18 protein-coding genes are annotated in these 22041 nt (G+C 68.4%); 9 read left to right on the plus strand and 9 right to left on the minus strand.

The features are described 5' to 3' along the window. Positions 1 to 36: 36 nt before the first annotated feature. The 3 genes from FHX72_RS15800 to purT all read left to right on the plus strand — a co-directional run bounded on the left by FHX72_RS15800 (position 37) and on the right by purT (position 5121). The gene (locus FHX72_RS15800; RefSeq protein ID WP_183626367.1) at positions 37 to 1815 is read left to right on the plus strand and encodes an ABC transporter transmembrane domain-containing protein; all 1779 of its coding nucleotides are present in this window, start codon (positions 37 to 39) and stop codon (positions 1813 to 1815) included. Further along, the gene (locus tag FHX72_RS15805) at positions 1812 to 3662 is read left to right on the plus strand and encodes an ABC transporter ATP-binding protein (RefSeq protein WP_183626369.1); all 1851 of its coding nucleotides are present in this window, start codon (positions 1812 to 1814) and stop codon (positions 3660 to 3662) included. Before FHX72_RS15800 ends, FHX72_RS15805 begins: the two co-directional genes overlap by 4 nt. Before the next feature lie 250 nt (positions 3663 to 3912). Continuing rightward, the gene (gene purT / locus FHX72_RS15810) at positions 3913 to 5121 is read left to right on the plus strand and encodes a formate-dependent phosphoribosylglycinamide formyltransferase (RefSeq protein WP_183626371.1); all 1209 of its coding nucleotides are present in this window, start codon (positions 3913 to 3915) and stop codon (positions 5119 to 5121) included. Between the two features lie 75 nt (positions 5122 to 5196). Here the strand turns inward: purT and FHX72_RS15815 are convergent, their stop codons facing one another. Further along, positions 5197 to 5529: a hypothetical protein gene (locus tag FHX72_RS15815; protein WP_068492698.1), complete on the minus strand. Its 333-nt coding sequence runs from the start codon at positions 5527 to 5529 to the stop codon at positions 5197 to 5199. A gap of 136 nt (positions 5530 to 5665) precedes the next feature. Then, positions 5666 to 6559 (minus strand): hypothetical protein, encoded by an 894-nt coding sequence (locus FHX72_RS15820; protein ID WP_183626373.1) that lies wholly within the window; start codon positions 6557 to 6559, stop codon positions 5666 to 5668. Positions 6560 to 6765: 206 nt separating this feature from the next. On the opposite strand from FHX72_RS15820, the gene FHX72_RS15825 reads away from it, so the two are divergent. The 3 genes from FHX72_RS15825 to FHX72_RS19800 are packed head-to-tail and all read left to right on the plus strand — an operon-like array spanning position 6766 to position 9864. Beyond that, the gene (locus tag FHX72_RS15825) at positions 6766 to 7776 is read left to right on the plus strand and encodes an efflux RND transporter periplasmic adaptor subunit (protein WP_068492695.1); all 1011 of its coding nucleotides are present in this window, start codon (positions 6766 to 6768) and stop codon (positions 7774 to 7776) included. Between the two features lies 1 nt (position 7777). Then, on the plus strand, positions 7778 to 8578 hold the full coding sequence (locus FHX72_RS15830) for an ABC transporter ATP-binding protein (RefSeq protein ID WP_082775045.1): 801 nt from the start codon (positions 7778 to 7780) through the stop codon (positions 8576 to 8578). Then, positions 8575 to 9864, plus strand: coding sequence for an FtsX-like permease family protein (locus FHX72_RS19800; RefSeq protein WP_183626375.1), 1290 nt, complete (start codon positions 8575 to 8577; stop codon positions 9862 to 9864). The genes FHX72_RS15830 and FHX72_RS19800 overlap by 4 nt, the downstream gene beginning before the upstream one ends. Positions 9865 to 10138: 274 nt before the next feature. Here the strand turns inward: FHX72_RS19800 and FHX72_RS15840 are convergent, their stop codons facing one another. Then, complete coding sequence (locus tag FHX72_RS15840; RefSeq protein ID WP_183626377.1) at positions 10139 to 10807, minus strand: hypothetical protein; 669 nt, start codon at positions 10805 to 10807, stop codon at positions 10139 to 10141. 211 nt (positions 10808 to 11018) lie between these two features. Here FHX72_RS15840 and FHX72_RS15845 point away from each other — a divergent pair, with 211 nt between their 5' ends. Both FHX72_RS15845 and FHX72_RS15850 read left to right on the plus strand, forming a co-directional pair. Then, positions 11019 to 13070, plus strand: a complete 2052-nt coding sequence (locus FHX72_RS15845) for an HNH endonuclease signature motif containing protein (RefSeq protein WP_183626379.1) — start codon at positions 11019 to 11021, stop codon at positions 13068 to 13070. Positions 13071 to 13343: 273 nt separating this feature from the next. Next, positions 13344 to 13979 carry a dihydrofolate reductase family protein gene (locus tag FHX72_RS15850; RefSeq protein ID WP_183626382.1) on the plus strand — a complete coding sequence of 212 codons (636 nt, stop codon included), beginning with the start codon at positions 13344 to 13346 and terminating at the stop codon, positions 13977 to 13979. A 15-nt stretch (positions 13980 to 13994) separates the two neighbouring features. On the opposite strand, the gene FHX72_RS15855 is transcribed toward FHX72_RS15850, so the two are convergent. Together FHX72_RS15855 and FHX72_RS15860 are read right to left on the minus strand one after the other, a co-directional pair. Beyond that, positions 13995 to 15089, minus strand: a complete 1095-nt coding sequence (locus FHX72_RS15855) for a type I restriction endonuclease (protein WP_183626384.1) — start codon at positions 15087 to 15089, stop codon at positions 13995 to 13997. Between the two features lie 146 nt (positions 15090 to 15235). Continuing rightward, a complete protein-coding gene (locus FHX72_RS15860) occupies positions 15236 to 17788 on the minus strand; it encodes an MMPL family transporter (protein ID WP_183626386.1) in 2553 nt (850 codons plus the stop codon). A 130-nt stretch (positions 17789 to 17918) separates the two neighbouring features. On the opposite strand from FHX72_RS15860, the gene FHX72_RS15865 reads away from it, so the two are divergent. Continuing rightward, complete coding sequence (locus tag FHX72_RS15865) at positions 17919 to 18536, plus strand: TetR/AcrR family transcriptional regulator (RefSeq protein WP_183626388.1); 618 nt, start codon at positions 17919 to 17921, stop codon at positions 18534 to 18536. A gap of 99 nt (positions 18537 to 18635) precedes the next feature. Here FHX72_RS15865 and FHX72_RS15870 read toward each other — a convergent pair whose 3' ends face one another. The 4 genes from FHX72_RS15870 to FHX72_RS19195 all read right to left on the minus strand — a co-directional run bounded on the left by FHX72_RS15870 (position 18636) and on the right by FHX72_RS19195 (position 22025). Beyond that, positions 18636 to 19559, minus strand: a complete 924-nt coding sequence (locus FHX72_RS15870) for an alpha/beta fold hydrolase (protein ID WP_338110148.1) — start codon at positions 19557 to 19559, stop codon at positions 18636 to 18638. Positions 19560 to 19571: 12 nt separating this feature from the next. Further along, on the minus strand, positions 19572 to 19841 hold the full coding sequence (locus FHX72_RS19190; protein ID WP_244964316.1) for a hypothetical protein: 270 nt from the start codon (positions 19839 to 19841) through the stop codon (positions 19572 to 19574). Positions 19842 to 19929: 88 nt separating this feature from the next. After that, positions 19930 to 20610, minus strand: a complete 681-nt coding sequence (locus FHX72_RS15875; RefSeq protein ID WP_183626390.1) for a histidine phosphatase family protein — start codon at positions 20608 to 20610, stop codon at positions 19930 to 19932. Then, complete coding sequence (locus FHX72_RS19195; RefSeq protein WP_338110149.1) at positions 20607 to 22025, minus strand: ABC transporter ATP-binding protein; 1419 nt, start codon at positions 22023 to 22025, stop codon at positions 20607 to 20609. Before FHX72_RS19195 ends, FHX72_RS15875 begins: the two co-directional genes overlap by 4 nt. Positions 22026 to 22041 lie beyond the last annotated feature (16 nt).

Consider the following 22041-nt stretch of genomic DNA (forward strand, 5'->3'; position numbering starts at 1 on the left):
CACTAACGGGACTTAGGTCAACCTTACTATCAACTGATGCCCCGTGAGAAGCCCCTGCCCCCGACCCCAGCATCCGTCATGCGGGACGCGCTCTTCGCGTCCGGGCGGAACTGGCGGCTCTCCCTTGCCACCCTCGGCTACGTTGTGCACGAAGCCGCGGAGGCGCTCGTGCCGGTCCTCGTGGGCGTCATCATGGACCGCACCATCGTCACGAACGACGCCACGCAACTCGCGCTGTGGCTCGCCGTGCTGCTCGCCAACTTCCTCGTGCTCTCGTTCTCCTACCGCTGGGCGGCCCGGCTCATGGTGCGCATCTACGGCCACGGCGAGCTGGAGTTGCGGCGCTCACTGCTGACGCGAGTCCTGCATCCGAACGGTGTCACGAGCCGCCGCAGCCCTGGCGAGCTGCTGCAGATCACGACGTCAGACAGCTACCGGGTCGCAGGTGTCTCGTGGTCGGTCGTGCAGCAGGGCGCGAGCGCCGCGGCGATCCTCGTTTCGTCAGCCGCCCTCCTCGCAATCTCGGTGCCCCTCGGCGTCGGGGTCCTGGTCGCGTCGCTGCTGATCCTGGTCGGCATGCACGCGGCATCCAAGCCCATCGAGGCGCGCGGCGCGCGAGAGCAGGCGTCCGCGAGCGCCGCCAGCGACGTGGCGACCGACCTCGTGGCGGGGCTCCGCATCATCCGCGGCATCCGGGCCCAGCCGCAGGCCACCCGCAGGTACCTTGACGCGAGCGCCGAGGCGAAGATCGGTGCGATCGCGTCGAACCGCGGCATTCAGCGCTACCTCGCGGTCAGCGGCATCGCATCCGGCGCGTTCCTGGCGCTGCTCGCCTTCTCCGCAGCGGCCCTCGCTTCTCTCGGGCAGATCACGCTCGGCGAACTCGTCGCCGTCGTCGGGCTCGGCCAGTACCTGCAGGGCTCGCTCGCGCACGTCGGCACGTTCGCGTCGAACTGGCTCCACAAGCGTGCGTCGGCGGTCCGCATCGTCGCGGTTCTCGCCGAGGATCACGCCGTGCCCATCGAGGACACGCACACCGGCGGGGCCGAACTCGTGGATGCGGTCCGCGCATCCTCAGCCGCCCCCGCGGCGTTTGTGTGGCGCGCCCCGGACGGGCGCGTCATCGACGTGGCCCCCGGATCGCTCGTCGGCATCCGGCCTTCTACGCCCGCGGCGGCGCGCGAGCTCGCGTCGACACTCGCGTTCCGGACTGCGATTGAGGACAGCGAACTGACCGTCGCCGGTCTGGATGCACGCACGATGGGCCCGGACGCCTACCGCCGCCTCGTCTTCGCGCCGCCCCACGACGCGACCGTCTTCTCGGCGACGCTCGAGGAGAACCTGCTTGTGGAGGCGGGGGCAGAGCCAGGGTCGGAGTCACGCTCGTCCGCCTCCAGCACCGACCTCGAATCCGCGGCCGAGCGCGCCGCCCTCACGGAAGTCTCGGCACTCGGCTGGGACCGCCAGCTCGGCGAACGTGGCCGTCGCCTCTCGGGCGGCCAACGCCAGCGCGTCCTGCTGGCCCGCGCCTTCGCGAGCAACGCGCACGTGCTGGTGCTCGACGAGCCCGCTTCCGCGCTCGACCCGGCAACCGAGGCGCGCGTCGCCGAGTCGCTTCGCGCGCATCCCGTCACCACACTGCTCATCACTCGCAGCCCCCTGCTGCTCGCGGCCTGCGACCGGGTCGTGGAGGTGGAGGCGGGGTCGCCAGGCATCTCGCGCCGCGGCGACGCGGGCGCGGGAGGCAGCGACGCCGCTGACGCGCAGGACGTCACCACCACCACGAGCGCCGACGAGGAGCTGACACGCAGATGACGCAGAACACCACCGGGGCGACACCCGCATCGGCTCCGGCCATCCTCCCCATCGCGACGGGCCGCGAGACGGCGCGCGCCGTCGCCGACCGGCTGCGCGCATCCCGGCCCCGGATCTTCGCCGTTGTCCTACTCCTGCTCGGCGGATCCTCGTCGACGCTGCTCGTGCCGCGCCTCTTGGGCTGGCTCGTGGACCTCGTCACCGGCGGTTCCGGGGTTGCGGCACTCGTCCTGCCGGGCGTGCTGCTGCTTGTCGTTACGGCCGTCTCGGCGCTGCTGGCCTACGCGGGCATCCGCTTGCTGGTCGCGCTCGTGCAGGAGCTCGTGAGCGGACTCCGCGAGGACGCGATGAGCGTCGTGCTCGGGATGCGCGCGGGCCAGGCCGAGAGTTCCAACTCGTCGGACATCGTGTCGCGCGTGACGGGCGACGTCGAGTCGGTGACCGAGGCGGCCTCAGGCGTGCTGCCCGCCGTGACGCAATCGTCGTTCATGATCGTGCTGTCGCTGGCGGGTATCGCCGTCATCAACCCGTGGCTTGGGCTCGCGGCGCTCGTCGCCGTGCCCGTGCAGGTGCTCGCGACCAGGTCGTTCATCCGCCGATCCCGGCCCGTGTACACGGAGATGCGGGTCGCGGAGGCGGAACGCGGGCAGGTCATCATCGAGAGCGTCAGCGGCGCCGACACGATCCGCGCCCACCGCCGCCAGGCGCATCAGCTCGCCGAAGTAGACTCGCGCAGCCTGCGCTCCATCGGCCTCCAGTACGAGGCCGCGCGCATCCGAACGACGTTCTTCGGGCGGCTCAACACGGGCGAATACCTGGGCGTCGCGGCGATCCTGATCGTGAGCTTCTGGCTTGTGCACGGGGGCGCCGTCTCGATCGGCGGCGCCACGGCGGCCGCCCTCTACCTCCTCGCGCTCTTCGGACCCATCGGGTCGCTCCTGTCGAGCATCGATGAGCTGCAGCTCGCCGGGGTCGGCCTCGCGAGGCTCGTCGGAGTCGTCGCGGCCGATCGACGGGATGAGCACGTCGAGGAGCACAAGCACGACGAGCGCAACAGCCAGGGTGGCGAGGCTTCTCCCCAACTCGCGGCGGCGCCACAAGAGGAGACCCCGACGATCCCCGCCATTGCAGTCAACGCGGTCGATTTCAGCTACGACGGTGAGCGGATGCAGCTCGCCGGCGTCAGCCTGACTGTCGCGCCGGGCGAACGGGTTGCGCTCGTCGGCGAGAGCGGCTCCGGCAAGAGCACCCTCGCGCAGCTCATCGTCGGCGCCTTCGACCCGACGGACGGCACCGTGACGGTGGGCGGGCGACCCGCGGCCAGCCGAGAGCGCGACGCGAGCGTCGTGCTCGTCACGCAGGAGATCCACGTGTTCGCAGCCACGATCGCCGAGAACCTGCGCTTCGGGTCACCGTCGGCAAGCGACGAGCGGCTCGAGGCAGCGGTGCGGGCCGTGGGAGCCGAATGGCTGCTGGACCTCGAAGCGGGTCTCGAGACTCCGGTCGGCGCATCCGGTCTCGCCCTCGACGGTGCCGCCGCTCAGCAGCTTGCCCTGGCACGCGTGCTGCTGCGCGACCCAGAGGTCGTTGTGCTCGACGAGGCCACCGCTGAGGGCGGGGGCGATGACCCGCTTGGCCTAGACGCGGCGCTCACGGCGGCAACCCACGGCCGCACCTCGGTTGTCGTCGCGCACCGACTGTCGCAGGCGCAAGTCGCCGACCGCATCGTCGTCCTCCGCGCCGGGCAGATCGTCGAGCAAGGTAGCCACGACGAGCTCGTCGAGCGCGACGGCGAGTACGCGCGCCTCTGGGCCGCGTGGCAGAGCGCCGCCTCGGCTGGCGTCTAGGGACCGCTCGCGAGCGCAGGCTCCTCCGACAGGAAGCAGGCTCCTCCGACAGGAAGCAGACTCCACCAGGCGACAGCCCCGCTGCCAATTCGGGGGCGAAGTGCGTGCGCTGCATGCTCGACGTGCCGAGTCTCCCCCGTCAGCACGCGTGACTCCGTCTCGAACGGCAACGGCAGGGGAGCAGTTCGCCCTCGAATCGACCATGAGGCCGACGCGCCCGCACGGAACGTGGCGGTGGGAGAATGCGTGCATGACGGACGGCACCCTCGGCACCCCGCTCACCCCCGCTTCGACGCGCGCGCTGCTGCTCGGCGCTGGCGAGCTCGGCAAGGAGGTCGCGCTCGAGCTGCAGCGCCTCGGCGTCGAGGTGGTTGCCGTCGACCGGTACGCCAACGCCCCCGCGATGCAGGTTGCGCACCGCAGTCATGTCGTCGACATGCTCGACCCCGTCGCGCTACGCGCCGTGCTGGCGCTCGAGCGTCCCGACATCGTGATTCCCGAGGTGGAGGCGATCGCGACGCAGGTGCTCGCCGAGATCGAGGCAGAGGGGCGCACGCGCGTCGTGCCGACCGCGCGGGCGACGCAGCTCACGATGGACCGTGAGGGCATCCGTCGGCTTGCGGCGGAGGAGCTCGGACTCTCGACGTCGCCGTACCGCTTCGCCGACACCTTCACCGAGTTCGCCGCAGCTATCGAGGCCGTCGGACTGCCCTGCGTCGTGAAGCCGGTTATGTCGTCGTCAGGGAAGGGCCAGTCGGTGATCCGCGAGCCCGACGACATCCAGGCCTCATGGGACTACGCGCAGGAGGGCGGGCGCACGGGGCGCGGCCGGGTGATCGTCGAGGGCTTCGTGCCGTTCGATTCGGAGATCACGCTGCTCACGGTGCGCCACGTCGGCGGCACGGTGTTCGGCGAGCCCGTCGGGCACACGCAGGTCGACGGCGACTACCGCGAGTCGTGGCAGCCCGCCGCGCTCCCGGAGGCGGCACTCGAGAAGGCGAAGATCGTCGCAAAGACGGTGACGGATGCGCTGGGTGGCTACGGGCTGTTCGGCGTCGAGCTGTTCATCGTCGGTGACGACGTCCTCTTCTCCGAGGTGTCGCCTCGCCCGCACGACACGGGCCTGGTGACGCTCGTCTCGCAAGACGTGTCGGAGTTCGCCCTGCACGCGCGGGCCGTGCTTGGCCTCCCCGTGTCTGAGCCCCTGCGCATCGGGGCGGGAGCCGGGGAGCCGGCGGCCGCTTCCTGCGCTGTGCTCGCCGAGGGGACGGGCGTGCCGGTCATCGGGGGTGTGGATACTGCACTCGCGGTCCCGACGTCGCAGTTGCGGCTCTTCGGGAAGCCGAACGTCGCGGGCAAGCGCCGGGTGGCGGTTGCCCTCGCGCGCGGCGCCGACGTCGATGAGGCCCGGCAGCGGGCGCGCGAAGCCGCTGCGGCGCTACGGATCACGCTGGGCTGAGGGCCGGTCGCGCCGATCCAATCGAGCCGAACCGAACCGAACCAAGCCGAGCTGAGCCGAGCCGAACCGAGCCGACTATGGGATCCGCTTCGCTTCACGGCCCAGCAGCAGGGCCTGGGCCAAGACCGCGGCAGCGATGACCAGGATCTGCACGCCGGCCCACAGCACATAGCCGGTGGGTATACCGACGAGCGAGGTCCAGGCAGTCGAGCACCCACCGAGCTGCACGCCGAAGCCGACAAACCAGCCGAGATCGAAGCCGCCATCGGGCTCGGAGCCGGAGAACATGCACATGCCCCAGCCCTCATGCGGCACGAGCAGCACCGTCGTCACCACCAGCAGTGCAACTGCCGCGCCGATGACCGCGGCCGCCTGACGCGCGCTGGCCCTCTCCCCGAAGTTCTGCATCCGCTAACTCTGGCAGAACAGGCCACACCATGCGACGCCGCCGCACAGACCTATGGGACACGCATGTTCATCGCGGAACGAGCCTGCATTTCTCGCATGTCTGTGCCCGCAGATGGGCAAGGGCAGCCCGCGGGGCCTAGCTCTCCAGCCCGAGCTCGCGCACGCATTCGCGCAGGAACGCGGCCCCTGCGTCGTCGTGGATGAGGTCGCCGAACGTGATGACGTCGTAGTCCTTGTCGAGGATGCCGTCAGCGGGACGGACGTCGACATGCGCGGCGTCGTAGCCGGTGGCATGCAGCTCGTCCGACATCTTGTAGTCACTGCGGGAGTCGCCGACGGAGCGCCAGCGCTTCGGGAGCGGACCGGCCTCAGCGAACTCGGCGAGGGCACGACGAGCGCCGTGATCCTTGTCGAGCTTCACCGATTCGATGTCGGTGGAGATGATCGTCGGGTCGATGCGGAACGGGACAAGCCCCTGTGCATCCGGTGCCTCGCGATCGCCGTGGCGCATGCCGACCCCCTGCTGCGCGGCGAGCTCGAACGCGGCGTCGTCGAAGGCCTTCTGCCGTTCGAGATACGTCTCGGAGCTGACGTCGGTGCGCTGCTCGACCGAGATCATGGCCTTCTTCGTCTCGTCGAAGAAGAGGACGTCACTGAACTCCCCCTCGCCGAGCTCACGAATCGCCGCGACGTAGGCGGCGGGCGGCACGACCGACTCGTCGATCTGCAGCTCGCTCATCCCTTCGGGTGAAATCGCCGACCAGGTTCCGCCCTTCTCGTACACGCCGAACATGCGTGCACCCGGCTGGCTCAGTGCATCGGCGAGGCCGTTCTCGAAGAGCGGCTCGATGACGCGTTCGCGGATGAACTGCTCGGAGCGTCCCGTGATGAACGCAATCGGGACTCCCGCCGCGGCAAGCGAGACGAGGTCGTCGAGGATGCTCTGGATCGCGATCGTGCGGGTCACGGGGCTCGCGATGGGGCCGTCGACGTCGAGGAGCAGGCCGAGGTCAGGAGTTGAAGTGGTCACGTCTCATTGTCGCAGGGGGCGAGTGCCCGGGTCCAGGATGCGCCCGCCCAGTGTCGTAGGCCCCTGCTACCTTGTGCGCGGGGTCGGCAGCCGGATCGGGCTGCCGCGACCCGCAGATCTCGTCGCAGTCCTGCGGCGCGGACAGATTGGGGATCGGCGTGCGCGTGTGGAAGTCATGGGTCTGGCCCGGAATCAAGATTCTCCTGGTGGCTGTCATCGCCGTGGCGCTCGTGAAGATCGCGTTCTTCAGCTCCGCGCCGGAGGAGTCCGCCGCTCTGCCGACTGGCGAGATCGTCGAGCCGACCATCAGCCCCGTCCTCGGCACGATCACCAATGACGTCACGTTGACCGCAAACGTGCAGGAGTCGGCCGCCGTCGACGCGAAGGTGCCCATGATGGGCACGATCGACGCGGTCTACGCGACGCAGGGTGCTCGGGTGGAGGCGGGCGACGTGCTCGCGTCGATCCGCAACGAGAAGACGCCGCCGGCCGCGGCTCCCACGGCACCGGATGCGAACGGCGAGACCCAGACAGCTCCGGCCGCGGAGCCCGAGTATGAGTGGAACGAGATCGTGGCTCCCACCTCTGGCACGATCACGAAGTTGAACCTCATCGCAGAGCAGCAGGTAACCGTCGGCGAGGCCCCCGTGTCGATCACGCCGGCGAGCTTCATCGTTAAGGGCACCATCCCGCCGGCGCAGCTGTACCGCCTCGCGACGACGCCCGCGGATGCGCAGGTCACGATCACGGCCGGCCCAGCACCGTTCACGTGCACGGAGCTCCGGATCGCGTCTGGTGCCGCGGCGAAGAGCAGCAGCGCGGCTCAGGACCCGAACGGCGCATCCGGTGGTGCCGAGACGACGGACACGACGACGGTGACGTGCCGGGTTCCCGCAGAGGTCACCGTCTTCCCGGGCCTCGAGGCGAACGTGGTGCTGCACGGCGGGGTCGCGGAGAACGTGCTCACGCTGCCCATCACAGCGGTCAAGGGGCAGGCGGAGACGGGGGTCGTGTTTGTACAGGGGGCCGACGGCGCGATCGAAGAGCGCTCCGTGAAGCTTGGCCTCACCGACGGCACACTCGTGCAGATCACCGAGGGAGTCTCCGAGACCGACATCGTGCTCGAGTTCGTGCCAGGCGCCGACCAGGCAAGCCCCGAGGACTGCTTCATCGACCCGATGAGCGGCACCGAGGTCTGCGGGATGCTGGGCGGCTGACGTGGCGTTCATCGAGCTCCGCGAAATCTCGAAGTCGGTACGCGCGGCAGACGACAGCGAGCTGCACATCCTGCGCGGCGTGAACCTGCAGATCGAGGAGGGCGAGCACCTCTCGATCGTCGGCCGCTCCGGGTCGGGCAAATCGACGCTGCTGAACATCCTCGGGCTCCTGGATGCGCCCACGAGCGGCGAGCTGCTCTTCGACGGCAAGCCCACCGCAGCGCTGCGCCTGCGAGCTCGCGACCGGATGCGCGGGGCGCAGATCGGCTTCGTGTTCCAGCAGTTCAATCTGCTCGAAGGTCGGACAGCGACGGAGAACGTCGCGATGCCGCTGCTCTACGCACGCGACCGCTCGTTCTGGCGTCGTGACGCGCTCGCCCGCGAGGCCCTCACCGACGTGGGGCTCGATCATCGGCTCGATTCGCTCCCGACCAGGCTTTCCGGCGGTGAGCAGCAGCGCGTCGCGATCGCGCGCGCCATTGTGCGCCGCCCGCGCGTGATCCTCGCTGACGAGCCGACCGGCGCGCTCGATGTCGAGACCGGCGCTCGAGTCATGACGCTGCTCGCCGATATCTCCAAGGAGACAGGGGCCGCGCTCGTCACGATCACGCACGACGAGAGCGTCGCGGCCAGGGCTGACCGGATGCTGCGCCTCGACGCGGGCGTGCTGGTGCCGTCTGGGGCGGGGCACCACGCAGATGCAAGCTTGCGGGCGAGCTCTGACCCGCAACTGGACCTCGGGTTGGACTCGGATCCGGGCCTGCACTCGACCGCGCATCACCCGGAAGGCGCAACCTCGTGAGCTGGTTCACGCAGATCGCCGGGGCGTTCATCGAGGCATGGGATGAGCTTCGTGTGCACCGCGTTCGGGTGACGCTCGCGCTTGTCGGCATCGGCATCGCCGTCTTCGCGATCGTTGCCGTCACGGGGCTGGGCTCGATCACGAGGCAGTCGTCGATCGAGGTCTCCGAGCGTTCGAGTGGGCGCCCCGCGAGCTACCAGCTCATGGTGTCGAGTGAGGCCACCGACGAGAAGGTGGCGATCTACGAGGCGGCGTACGCTGCCGCCATCGAGCGGTACGGCATCACGTACCAGTCGATGTCCGGATACGGGTCGACGCGCATCCAGTTCGTTGACGGGGTCGCCGACGTCGAGTCGATGATCGTCGACCCGCCCTTCGGCGAGATGCACCGAGTGAAGCTACTGGAGGGCTCCTGGTTGGCCGCCTCCGACTCGGATCGCTTGGCGCCGGCAGTGGTCATCAACGAGACGATGTGGAACCGGCTGGGTAATCCTTCGATGGCAGAGCATCCGACGCTTCAGGTCGCCGGATCCGCGCCGACGACGGCCGTCGTGGTCGGCGTCTCCGCCAACATCTACCCCGACTACCCGGAGCAGTTGTACGTGCTGAGCGACGCCCAGCATCTCATCGGCGCCAGTTCGAACGGCGGCGGGATGATGGGCGGCGGGATGATGAGCAGCTTCGTCTCAGACCCGTCGATGGGTGGCAGCGAGGGATCCTCGGCGACGTTCCCCACCTACGAGCTGTGGTTGCCGCTCGAAAACCACGAGGAACTGTCGAGCCAGATCGTGCGCGACCTGAAGGCAGCTCTCGGCGAGGGTGGCTCGGTCGAGGCGCAGCGCATCGACTACCTGTCCTGGGGCGACGACCCGTTCCTTGCGGTGCAGATCCTCGTGACGGCGGTCGGCGGCATCGTGCTCCTGGTCGGCACGATCGGGTTCGTGAACTTGTCGATCGTGACGGTGAAGCAGCGGGTGCGCGAGATCGGCATCCGGCGTTCGTTCGGCGCGACGGGAGGCCGGGTGTTCTTCTCGATCCTGCTCGAGAGCGTGGTCGGGACGCTGCTCGCGGGCATTGTCGGGATCGGATGCGCGATCGTCACGCTCCAGAATCCGCTTGTCCAACAGGCGATCACGGGCGGGCTCGGGCTGACCGATTCGGTGCCGTTCCCGGTGGATGCGGCGGTGCTTGGCATCGTGGTGAGCGTCGGAGTCGGGCTGCTCGCAGGGTTCATCCCCGCCGTCATCGCGACGCGCAGCAATGTGATCGACGCGATCAGGTCGTAGAAAGAAGGAGCGCCGCGGGGCTCGCGTCGCGGCCGCCGGGCCGGCTCGGGCTACGGGGCTCGTTCAGGTGCACGGGGCTCGTTCAGGTGCACGGGGCTCGTTCGGATGTACGGGCTCGTTCAGGTGCACGGGACTCGTTCGGCGGCTGCGCGCGGGCTGCATCGGCGACTCGCCCCGACGCACACCGATGAACGCCGACGTGTCTCGGCGCTGGCTGAGCCCAATCGAGCTTCGGCGACGGAGCCCCTCCGGAGCTGTCGAGTTGTGCCGGCGGTCAGCTGGCCTGCGTGACTTCTAGCGCGGCGATCGGCGTGCCGAAACGTAGGGCGGCTACGACGGCCCAGATAAGGAGCAGCGGCAGCGCGACGTAGGCGGCGGCCATGAGGGGCGCGATCAACGTCAGGTAGCCGGCGGCCGAAACGAGGAGCGCGAGGACGGTCGCGCCGCTGACGAGTGTCGTCCAGAGCACGCGCCGGGTCTGACCGACGAGGACGATCAGCACGAGTGCCGCGAGCGCCAGCATCTTCACACCGTCAATGACCTGGATAGCTGCCCAGATCTGCCCTGAGTCGAGACCGATCACGCCCGCTGCTCCGTCGGATGCGAGCCCGAAGGTGAGGAGCGCTTCGCCAGCCAGCTGAACAAGCGAGAGCACGAGGGTTGCCAGTCCGGCGCCGCGGGTGGCTTTGCGCATCCGCTCGCTGCCGAGCAGCGTCGACATTCCGTAGAGGGCGACGGCGGCGAGGCCATGCACGAGGGCCGCGTTGACGAGCACGCTCGGCGAGGTGGCGTAGGCCTCCGCGATGGAGGCTGAGCTGTCGTTCGGGGTGACCTCGGGGGCGCCGACCAGCAGTCCGCTGACCCAGGCTGAGACGTAGACGCCGCACCACACCCACAGCGTGCGCTGGATCTCGAGCGTGGGGGCCGCGAGGGGTGTTGTCATGCTGCAACGGTAGCCGGGGCGCACGCGGAGAGGCTGTGCTCGAATAAGAGTGCTGCTTGGCGAGGCCAGGCCGGGCACTGCAAGCCGAGACATGGTCGGGCAGTCGCGAGCCAGTCGTCAGCATGCAGCACGGGCCGATCGGTCAGAATTCTTTCCGCAAGAAGTGACCGGCCATGCACAGAATGTCGGTGGTCCGCGAGACGATGCAGGCATGCAGAAAGAACCGGTCGACAACGAGGCACCGCGGCCCGCGGCGCCCGGTCGTTCCGCTCGCATCCGGGAGGTGCGTGACCGCCTTGCGGCCTGCCTCGGTGTCGATCCCGCCGTCGTCGACAGCGCTTGCCAAGAGGCCGAAGACCGAACGGTCGGCCATCGCCGTACTCTGCTGATCTACGCGCTTGCCGACAACCAGCGGCAGCTCAACCGGCTGCACGGCGAGCAAGCTGAGCTGCACGCTCGGGCACTGGAAATGGGCCTTCGCAGCGACGAGGTCGCCGGCACCTCGAGCCCGGCGGTCGAGGTGCGGTCGCTTGCGGCTGAGATCGGAGCCGTGTCTGGCAGGTCGCAGCGGTCGGTGCAGATCGAGTTGGGTCGGTCGGATGCGATGGCCAACCTGTTCGAGCCGGTCCAGGTGTCGATGAAGTCCGGGGCGATCAGTCGTGCGCATGCGCTCGTGATCGTCGACGCCGGTCTGCGCATCGTGCATCCCAACCCTGCCGAGCTCGCGCGACGCCGGGAGGAGTTCTGCCGGGTGGTGCTCGAGAAGGCCGCGTCCACGACTCCCGGGCGCATCAAGGCGATTGCGGAGCGCGCCGCGGAGGAGCTCACGGAGGAGTCGCTCGACGAGCGTTTCGAGCGGGCACGCCGCGCGCGCCGGGTCACGCTGACCCAGCTCGACGATGGGCTTGGCGAGCTCACGATCATCGACTCCTACGCTAAGCTCCGGTTGGTCTTCGACCGAACGACGAGGCAAGCGCGAGTCATCAGTGATGCCGAGCGACGGGCAGCCAGGGATGCCAACGCAGCCGGGGAAACCAACGAGCGAGCCGACTCCGATCGCGATGCGGACGCTCCCGAGGCCGGGGCCGGCGATCCCGAGGGGCAGTTGGGCGGATCCGAACTCCCCGAGCCGCGTTCGCTCGACGAGGTGCGAGCCGATGTGCTGGGCGACAGCTTCCTCCGGGCGACGCCAGAGGAGTTGAAGGGCCGAGATCCGATCAAGGCGAAGGTCGCGTTCGTGGTTCCCACCGAGGGGTTCCTCGCACCGGCAGCGCCTCCGCACCGCGGAACACCGGCGGGCCCAACACCTGGTGCGCCTGAGAAAGTCGACGTTCAGCGACCGCGCGTGACCTCAACTCCGGCGCTCCTCGACGGCTACATCCCCGTACCGACCTCCGAGGTTCGTCGTCTCATCGACGCAGCTCCCGAGTTCGAGCGCATCTTCACCGATCCGATCAAGGGCACGCTTGTCGACGTCGACAGCTACCGTCCGACGAGCGCGATGCGGCGACGTCTCGCCGTTCGCGACGGGCGATGCCGGTTCGTGGGCTGCATGATGCCGGCGAACCGTTGCGAGATCGACCACACTGAGGCGTGGGAGGAAGGCGGCCCCACGAGCCTCCCCAACCTCGGTCACCTCTGCAAGGGCGACCACACGGGCAAGCACCACGGCGATTGGGCCGTGGAGCAGCTGCCCGATGGAATCTACGAGTGGCAAACGCCCACGGGGTTCGCGTTTCGTGACGAGCCCGTGCAGTTCGGGCGGCTCACCTCACTGCCCCAGCCCCAGACCCAGACCCAGACCCAGACCCAACCTGTCGCGGATGCCCAAACCCTAGACCCGCCAACTCTTCGAGAACCGGGTGAGCCGCACAAGCCCGTGGACCCTGGGGAACCTCGGGACCCCAGCGGCCCCAGCGGCCCTGGCGACCCTGGCGACCCTGGCGACCCTGGCGACGCTGGCGACGCTGGCGACGCTGGCGACGCTGGCGACGCTGGCGACGCTGGCGACGCTGGCGACGAGGATCATCGCAGACGTTTCCCGAAGATCGGGTATCTGGAGGAGTTTCGGAGTGAGCGCGCGGCGAAGAAGGCGGCCGCGGAGGCGGAGGCCTCGCGGACGCGGCAGCCGCAGTTCCGACCCACCGCGCAACAAAGCAGGGCTGATGCGCTCGAGCGGAATCTGCCGGAGGGCGGGGCGAGAACCGGAGATCGAGCGGACGAGGGGCCCTTGGACTCCTCACACGATCCACCGCCCTTCTAGCCCTCGAATTCCCACCCCCCTCACCGTTGGCAGGGCGTCGAGAAGTCGTACATTGAGGCAAGGGCTCCGGAAATCGGGTGCCCATACAACACGACGAGGGCGACACGAAGCAGCGGCGGTCGCAACAGCTTCCGCGGCAGCTCCAGCTGCCAGAGCAGCAAGCGCCCAAGCAGCAGGCAGCAAGAAGCAACAAGCTCGAGAGCGCGATCAAGCGATCTCGTGAGCTCGTGAGCGCGATCAAGCAAGCTCACGAGTGCGATCAAGAGAGACGCCATGGCCGGTCAGATCATCATCGATCTCTTCACAACACTGGACGGGGTGCAGCAGGCTCCGGGCGGTCCTGAGGAGGATCCGGAGGGCGGCTTCCAGTACGGGGGCTGGCAGGCGCCGCTCATGGATGAGGCCGAGGGGGACGCGGTCAACGAGGGCGTTCAGAGCATGGATGCGCTGCTGTTGGGAAGGAAGACGTACGACATCTTCGCCGCCTACTGGCCTCAGTACTCGGATGGCCCCTCCGACAGCATCGCGTCGGTCTTCAACAGGATCCCGAAGTACGTGGCATCGCGGGGCAACCCCGACCTCTCGTGGGAGGCCTCGCACCTGGTCGGGCCCGACCTCGCTGCCGAGGTGGCGGCGATACGGGATCGGCACAGCAGCATCCACGTCGTGGGGAGCGTCAATTTCGCTCAGGCGCTGGTGCGTGAGGGCCTCTTCGATGTCCTGAATCTGTGGGTGTATCCGGTGGTGCTGGGATCAGGGAAGCGTCTCTTCCCCGACGACGGGCCACCCCTCGGGCTCACGCTCCTCGAGCCGCCCATCGCTTCCCCAGGAGGATGCGTGCTCCTCAAGTACGGCCCAGGCGGACCCGTCGAAACCGCGGACATGGACGAGGCGCTCCGCGAACGCTGAGCTTCTCAGCAGCCCTTACTCGTAGCGCGCAACTGACGCACGAATGAGCTCCGCGTGTTCGTAGATGTCCTGGATCTCATTAATGGGAATCTTCGTCTCGGTCTTGGCCTCGTCGAAGACCCCGAGATACTTCTGTTTCTTGCCATTGAACCAGAGGCGCGCGATCGGTTTCCGGTTGTTGTCGTCGATCAGCACAGCGAAATAGGACTTCGCGTCGCGGTGCGTGACTCTCTGCGGTTTGACGTGCGCACACGCGATGGCCTTGACGACCTGGTAGCCCTCAAGCTCCTCCAGGGTGGTTTCGATTTCAGTATCCCGGTCGAGGTCCTCGACGGCTACCCCTTCGCTCTCGACCTCATGTTGAGACTCGGCTGGCACCGAAACGGGCAGCGCGGATGCGCCCAAGGCAGTCTTGAGGCGGTCATTGACCTGTTCCGTCAGGAACTGCTTGGTGGCGTTGGGTACGAGGAGACTGAACTGTTCACGAACCTTCTGCGTAAACGACCCGTCATACACGCGACTCGTAAAGAACTTGATCCACTCGTCAGAAGGATCACGGAACTGCGCCGCGATCTCTCGCTTCAACGCGCCAACGTACTTCAGCTCCTCAGCCGCGTTGATGATCGAATCGAGATCGAAGACTTCCTTTGTGAGCTTCTTGAGCTCAGGGATCAGTGTCTCGTCGATGTCACTCAGGTCCAACACTAGGAAGGGCTTTTCGTCCATCCTGTTCGGAGCGTCGAGATCGGTGAAGAAGTTGTAAACTTCGCCGTTAGTGAGCACCGCAATGCGGGCATTGGTCACCGCGAAGTAGCGGAACAGCTGAGATGCATGCTCGATCTTGAGCGCGCCGGTAGAGCTCTTGCACTCGATCAGCATCTGGACTTCGCCATCCCGCATGATCGCGTAGTCGATCTTCTCGCCCTTCTTCACGCCGACATCAGCCGTGAACTCGGGCACAACTTCAAGCGGGTTGAAGACGTCGTAGCCCAAAATCGTCGAGATGAACGGCATGATGAATGCGTTCTTCGTTGCTTCTTCGGTCTGTATTGCTTCGCGTTGATTCGCGACCTTGAGTGCGAGTGCGGCGAGTCGCTCGTTGAAGTCCATCTCACTCCTTCGTGGATTGAAGGAGATAGTAGTTCTCTTGCGCCGCGCGGTTATCCCTAGACAAATCGCCAATTATCCGGAGATCGCGCGATGAGCGCCTGACTGCGGAGCGAGGCCTGAGCACCGCCCCGCAGTCATCGTGACCCTTAGTGCACCGGATGCTTGCGCTCGAGTGCGGCGCCTTCGACGTCGACGTTCGGCATGATCTTGTCGAGCCACTTCGGGAGCCACCAGGCGGACTTCCCGAGGAGGTGCATGAGCGACGGCATGATGAGCATGCGCACGATGAACGCGTCGAGGAGCACACCGAACGCGAGCCCGAAGCCGATGGAACGGATCATGGTCGACTCGGCGAACACGAACCCGCCGAAGACCGACACCATAATGAGCGCCGCCGCGATGACCACGGCCCGCCCGGCTCGGAAGCCCTGCACCACAGCCACGCGCGCCTCGGCCCCGTGCACGTACGCTTCGCGCATCCCGGACGCGAGGAAGAGCTGGTAATCCATGGCAAGCCCGAAGAGGATGCCCACGAGGATGACGGGTAGGAAGCTCAGGATCGGCCCCGTCGCGTGCAAGCCGATGAGGTCGGCGAACCAGCCCCACTGGAAGACGGCGACCACGGCCCCGTACGTCGCGAACAGCGACAGGATGAACCCGCCCGTCGCGATGAGCGGCACGAGGATCGACCGGAACACGAGGATCATGATGAGCAGCGACAGGCCCACGACGAGCGCAATGTAGAGCGGCAGCACCGAGTTGAGCCCCTCGGAGATGTCGATGTTGATCGCGGCCTGACCGGCGACGCCGAGCGTGATGCCGTCCTCGATCTCCGGCAGTGCACGAAGCTCGCCAACAAGCTCCTCAGTGGAGACGCTGTTCGGCCCCTCCGCCGGAATCACCTGGAAGGCGGTGAGGCTCTTGTTGTCGGAAACCCCGATCGGGGCGACCGCCGTGACGTCGTCGAGCGAGGCGAGCTTCTCCGCGACGAGCACCTGCTTGTCGAGCACGCCCGCGTCGTCGAGCCCCTCCGGCAGCGTCGCAGTGACGAGCAGCGGCCCAGTCGTCCCCGCCCCGAACTGCTCCTCCGTGATCGTGAACGCCTGGTACGACGCCGACTCCTCTGGCTCAGAGGAACCGTCCGGCAGGCCAACCCGCATCGAGAGCGCCGGGATTGCGATCGTCAGCAGCACCGCAACACCCGCGAACACCGTGACGATGGCCCGCCACGTGGGCATGGCCTTCAGCGGAGCCGCATGGGCAGCACGCACCTGCCCCGTCACGACGCCGACACCGCCGGTCGCAGACCCCTCAGTGCCCGTACCGTGCAGCTTGCGGATGTGCGCCCGGCGACGCTTGTTGAGCACGCGCATCCCGAGCTTCCCCAGCAGGGCAGGCGTGAGCGTGATAGCGATCAGCACAGCGATGAGCACGCACACTGCGCCGGCCGTTCCCATGAGTCCGAGGAACGGGATACCCGTCACGTTGAGAGCCAGCAGCGCCACGATGACCGTCGCACCCGCGAACACAACCGCGTTCCCCGCGGTGCCGTTGGCGAGCCCGATCGACTCGCGGACGTCCATGCCCTGCATGAGCTGCTTGCGGTGCCGGTTCACGATGAACAGCGAGTAGTCGATGCCCACGGCAAGTCCGAGCATGATGCCGAGGACCGGGGTGACCGACGCCATCTGGACGACGCCCGAGAAGGAGAGCACGCTGACGACACCGATCGCGACGCCAACGAGCGCCGTGAGAATCGGCAGGGATGCGGCAAGCGCCGACCCGAGCAGCACGAGCAGCACGATGGCCGCGAACACGAGACCGATGGCCTCGCCGATACCGAAGATCTGCGGAACGCTCTGCGCGATGTCCGTCGAGAACGCCACGTTGACGCCCTCCACCGGGTGCGCCTCGAAGTACTCGATGACGCCCTGCTTGGCGTCCTCGCTCAGCTCGAGGCGAGGCTCCGTGAAGGACACGTTGACGATCGCCGTCGAGCCGTCCTCGGAGACGAGGCTGATGCCGTCAGACAGCTCAACGAGCGCCGCACCGTTCTCCAGCTGCTGCAGCTGCGTGTCAATCTCGGCCTGCGACGCATCCAACGTGGCCTGCTGCTCTGCGAGCGCCTGCACCTGAACGTCCAACTGCGCCTGCTGACCCGCGAGCGCCTCGACCTGCGCGGCCGGGTTGCCCGCAGCTTCGAGCTGCTGCTTCGCCGCGTCGAGTTGCGCCTGCGCTGCATCGAGCTGTGCCTTGCCACCGTCGAGCTGGGCCTGCCCCGCATCAAGCTGGGCCTGCCCGGCCTCGATCTGCGTGCGCCCGCTCTCGACCTGCGCCGCCTGCCCCTCAAGCTCCGCCGTCGCCGAGAAGGGGTCGATGACGTCGGCGACATCGGCGAGCTCGCCCCGATCCGCGATGACCGCGCTGATCTCCGCGCGCTGCGCGTCCGTCAGCGCCGACCCGTCAGCCGTCGAGTAGACGACCGTGCCGGATGCGCCCGCGAAGTCGGGCAGCTGCTCTTCGAGCTCCGAGATGACCTCACCGGATGCTGTACCAGGCACATCGAAGCTCGACGACAGCCCCTTGAACCCGATCAGGAAGCCACCAACGGCGAGCCCCAGGATGACCAGCCAGGCCCCCACGATGACCCACACTCGGCGGGTCGCGAAGTTCCCCAGGCGGTACAGCAGTTCGGCCATCAGCATCCTCTCGGCACACGCGTGCTCGGCGCACGTCGTCAATGAGGCGCTCGAATCGCGGGAACGGCGAGCGCCGCCCTAGATCATACGCAACGTCTCGTCTACGCAGTTTGTGAATATGATGGCGGGCATGCCAGAGCAAGCCCCCAGCGTCGAGGAACGCGCAGTCGCAGCCCACCGCCAGGGTCCGGTCCGCAGCGAAGCGGCCCGAGTCGCAGTGCTTCAGGCGACCTCAAAGCTCTTCGCGGAGCGCGGCTACGAGCGACTGACAATGGAGGGCGTCGCCTCGGAAGCCGGCGTCTCGAAGCAGACCATCTACCGCTGGTGGCCATCGAAGGGCGCGCTCGTCTCCGACTGCCTACTGCAGGGCCAGCTCTTCCCGAACCGCTTCACGGTGCCCAACACGGGCAACCTCAGGCGCGACCTCACGGCATGGCTCGGCACGATCTTCGCGCTCCTCGGTCAGCCGCAGGGCGAGCTGCTTGTCCGCTCGCTCATCGCGGCGTCCGTCGAGAACGCCGACATCGGGAGGCGCCTCCACGAGAGCCTCGGCGCGAGCCGCTCCCTCACCGAACGGTTCCAGATCGCCATCGCCGACGGCCAGCTGTCAGCGGATGCACGCCTCGAGGAGATCGGCGAGGCCATCATCGGGGCCCTCCTCCTTCGCGCGCTCAGCCGCAGCGAGTCGAGCCCGGAGAGCATCCAGCGCCTCCTCGACGCAGTGCTCGGGCAGGCACGACCCGCCTAGCGTCGGCAGGGCTCAGCCTGCACCGGGCTTCCCCTCCCCCTCTACCGGGGCGCAGTTACCGCGGAGACCAGTCTCCGCGCGACTCAGTCCGCACAGGGCCTAGTCTCCGCGGGCAGATCCCGGCGTTGCGGATTCGTCCGACTCCGCCGCCTTGAAGGCCTCCATCTGCGCCCTGAAGTGCTCGGTCTTCGCTTCGGCGATGTCTTGCGGGCGGTTGTCGGCGCTCGCGAAGAACTCGTTCCACCGCGAGCGCAGCACCTGCAGCACGAGGCGAGGGCTGACGCGGACTCGGCGATTACGCGCATCCTCGTCGGAGACCTGCACGAGCTTGCCGGCCGCGGCGTCGGCGATGTCGTCGGCGTCGACGGTCCCCGCCGCCACGGCGCTCGAACCAACGGTGCCCGAGCCAACTGCGCCCGAACCACCTGCACTCGAGCCCACCGCACTCGACCGCTCCGTCGCATCCCCGACTACTCCGACTACTCCGCCTTCCCCGCCATCGTCCGCGCTGCGAGTGTCGAAGGGTTCGCGGGCATGGTCGACGCAGAGCTCCGCGACGTCCTTCGCGTGGTCGTGCATGACGGAGTGCGCCGCCCCTTCGATCTCCCAGGTGGATGCGCGCGGCAGCAGCTCCGCCATCTCGCGCAGCCAAGAGCGCGGCACAAGCGAGTCGTGCTCACCCCTGATGAGGAGCGTGTGGGCTTGGATGCTCGGCAGCACCTCCTCGATCCGGTACCGCATCATGCGCGGGAGGACGGCTGAGAACCAGCGGAACCCGCACAGCAGGTAGGCGCCGGTGGCGAGCATCGCAACCCGGAACGGCTCGTGCGCCGACGACTCCAGGACCCGGAACGCGAGCTTCGGCAGCGAACGCTCGCGCGGGTTCGTGACCGGCCCGATGAGCACCAGCGTGCTCAGCTCCGGGCGTTGCGAGGCAAGCTCAGAGACCACCTGCGTGCCCATCGAGTGACCGCCGAGCACGGGGTCGACAAGCCCAAGCTCGTCGATGACGGTACCGAGCACGGCCGCGTAGCGCTAGATGCTCATGCGCCGCTTCGGATACGGCACCCCCGCAAACCCGGGCAGCTCAAGCGCGTGCACGGGCCCGAATTCGCCGAGGCCAGGCGCGAGGTTCTCGTAGTAGTTCGAGGCGACGCCGATACCGGCGACGAGCACAAACGCGCGGTCCCCATCGGCGCCGATGGTTGACACGCGCGCCCGCACCTCACCGTGGCGGATGTACCTCACCTCGACGCGCTTGCGCGTGTGGTCGCGAGCTGTGGTTGGTGGGGAGTCGGGGGACACGGCATCCACTGTATCCAGGGCCTCAGCCCGCGATCTTCAGGGCGGCGGATCTCCAGGCTGTCGGAACCCGCCGGGCGCTCGAGGGCCCTCATTCCCCGAGGAAACGGGCCGTCGGCCGTCCGGACGTGCGCTCGAGCAGCACGACCTGTCCGTTCAGGATGCGCGGGCACCCGGCGCCCGTGACGGCCTCGATCCCAGCCCGAAGGAAGACGCCGTGGCTCACAACAATCGCCGTGCCTGGACCCATGAGGAGGGCGGTGAGCGCTGAACCCGCCCGCTCGCTGAGCTCGGCCGCGGTCTCCGACCCCGGGTAGTCGCCCGCAGGCCAACGCTCCGCGGCCTCGGCCACCTGCATCCCCTCGGCTTCACCGAAGTCGCGCTCGAGCAGGCCGGGCTCGACGAACGGGACGGCACCACCAAGGCCCGCGTCGATCGGCGAAAGGATGCGCGAAACGGTAGTCGGGGCAACACCCGAATCGCTCGTCGGGTCGACGTGCGGACCGGTTAGCGAGACAGCGCGCGCGCCGGCAGGTGGCGCTACCTGCGAACCGGTCGGCGAGCCAAAGTACGACCCGATGATCGACGCCGTCTGCGCCGCGCGGGTCAGCGGCGACGTGACCACGCGCCCCCACTGCGCACGGGCGAGGAGTCTGCCCGCGGCGTGTGCCTGGAGCTCCCCGTGCGCGTCGAGGGCGATGTCGCTGCGCCCCTGCAGCCGCCGCTCCAGGTTCCAGGCGGTGCGGCCGTGCCGCACCAGAGCGAGCGTCACGCCGCCGACACAGACTGGGATCCCGAGGCCTCGGATGCGCTGACAGCGAGTACCGACAGGGCAGCCGGGGCAGCGCCAGCACCGGCACCGGCACCAACGGCAGCGGCAGCAGCAGCAGCAGCAGCAGCGGCAGCAGGGGCAGCACCAGCCGCGACGGCAGCACCGGCAACACCAGCACCAGCACCAGCACCAGCCCCGTAGATACGTGCCTTCGCGATGCTCACCGCGACCTGGTCGCCGACCTTCGGCCGGACTCCGTGGGTCCGCGCTCGAAGCCGCAGGCCCGCCCAGTCGAGGACGAGGTCGCTGCCCTCCGGCGTGAAGAGCGCCGACCGCACGGTCGCGAAAGCGGCGGGAGCTGCCCGCAGATTGGTGTCGGCGGCGGTAGCGGCAGCGGCAGCGTCGGCGGCAGCGGCAGCGTCGGCGGCAGCTGCAGCTGCAGCGCCAGCCCTGGCGCCAGCGCCAGCGCCAGCGCCAGCGCCAGCGCCGCCAGCACCGCCAGCACCGCCAGCAGCAGGCTCCACAATCCTGACCACGACGTCGCCCGGAAGGATGGCAGCCTGCACCGCCTCGTACCCACCCGCCTCGGCCCCACCCGACTGATGCACCACGAGCCGGTCCGTGCCCACGTGAAGCGGGTGCGCATCCGCCGCGAACCCCGCCTCTTCGACAGTCCCGCCGACGATCGTGGCGTCCGACAGGAACTTCGCAATGAACGGGGACGCCGGCCGCGTCACGAGCTCCTCCGGCGTGCCGAGCTGCTGGAAGCGCCCGCCGTCGAGCACCGCCACGCGGTCGGCGAGGGCAAGCGCCTCCGAACGGTCGTGCGTGACGTGCACGACCGTCAGCCCGAGCTCCCGCGTGAGCGTGTGCAGCTCGAGGCGGAGGCTGTCGCGGAGCGGCTCGTCGAGCGCGGAGAGCGCCTCGTCGAGCAGCAGCACCCGCGGCCTGCCGACAAGCGCGCGAGCGATCGCGACCCGCTGCCGTTGCCCGCCGGAGAGCGTCGCCGGGTTGCGCTTCGCGTAGCCCGCCAGCCCGACCATCTCGAGTGCCTCTTCGACGCGACGGATGCGCTCCGGCTTCGGAACCCGAGCCCGGCGCAGCGGGTAGTCGACGTTGCGTCCGACGTTCCAGTGCGGCCACACGGCGTGCTGCTGGAACACCATGCCCAGCTCCCGAGCCTCAGGCGGGACGCCAGCCCCCTCCCCCGCGACGACTCGCTCGCCGATGCTCACCCGGCCAGCGGTGGGCGCCTGGAAGCCCGCGATCGTGCGCAGGAGCGTCGTCTTGCCGGAGCCGGACGGGCCGACAAGCGCGAGGAACTCACCGTCGCGCAGCGCGAGGTCAATGCCGTCGAGGCCGACGGTGCCGCTCGGGAAGCGGACGGAGACAGAGTCGAGGGTGACGGATGCCACGGTGTGCCCTTCTAGA

Source organism: Pseudoclavibacter helvolus (genome assembly GCF_014191305.1).
Lineage (GTDB): Bacteria > Actinomycetota > Actinomycetes > Actinomycetales > Microbacteriaceae > Pseudoclavibacter > Pseudoclavibacter helvolus.

Excerpts from the sequence above, each read along its gene's own strand:
- FHX72_RS15850 (WP_183626382.1), top strand. The coding sequence starts at position 13,344 with ATGGCCGGTCAGATCATCATCGATCTCTTCACAACACTGGACGGGGTG.
- FHX72_RS15805 (WP_183626369.1), top strand. The coding sequence starts at position 1,812 with ATGACGCAGAACACCACCGGGGCGACACCCGCATCGGCTCCGGCCATC.
- FHX72_RS15840 (WP_183626377.1), bottom strand. The coding sequence starts at position 10,807 with ATGACAACACCCCTCGCGGCCCCCACGCTCGAGATCCAGCGCACGCTG.
- FHX72_RS15855 (WP_183626384.1), bottom strand. The coding sequence starts at position 15,089 with ATGGACTTCAACGAGCGACTCGCCGCACTCGCACTCAAGGTCGCGAAT.
- FHX72_RS15815 (WP_068492698.1), bottom strand. The coding sequence starts at position 5,529 with ATGCAGAACTTCGGGGAGAGGGCCAGCGCGCGTCAGGCGGCCGCGGTC.
- purT (WP_183626371.1), top strand. The coding sequence starts at position 3,913 with ATGACGGACGGCACCCTCGGCACCCCGCTCACCCCCGCTTCGACGCGC.
- FHX72_RS15845 (WP_183626379.1), top strand. The coding sequence starts at position 11,019 with ATGCAGAAAGAACCGGTCGACAACGAGGCACCGCGGCCCGCGGCGCCC.
- FHX72_RS15860 (WP_183626386.1), bottom strand. The coding sequence starts at position 17,788 with ATGGCCGAACTGCTGTACCGCCTGGGGAACTTCGCGACCCGCCGAGTG.
- FHX72_RS15800 (WP_183626367.1), top strand. The coding sequence starts at position 37 with ATGCCCCGTGAGAAGCCCCTGCCCCCGACCCCAGCATCCGTCATGCGG.
- FHX72_RS15865 (WP_183626388.1), top strand. The coding sequence starts at position 17,919 with ATGCCAGAGCAAGCCCCCAGCGTCGAGGAACGCGCAGTCGCAGCCCAC.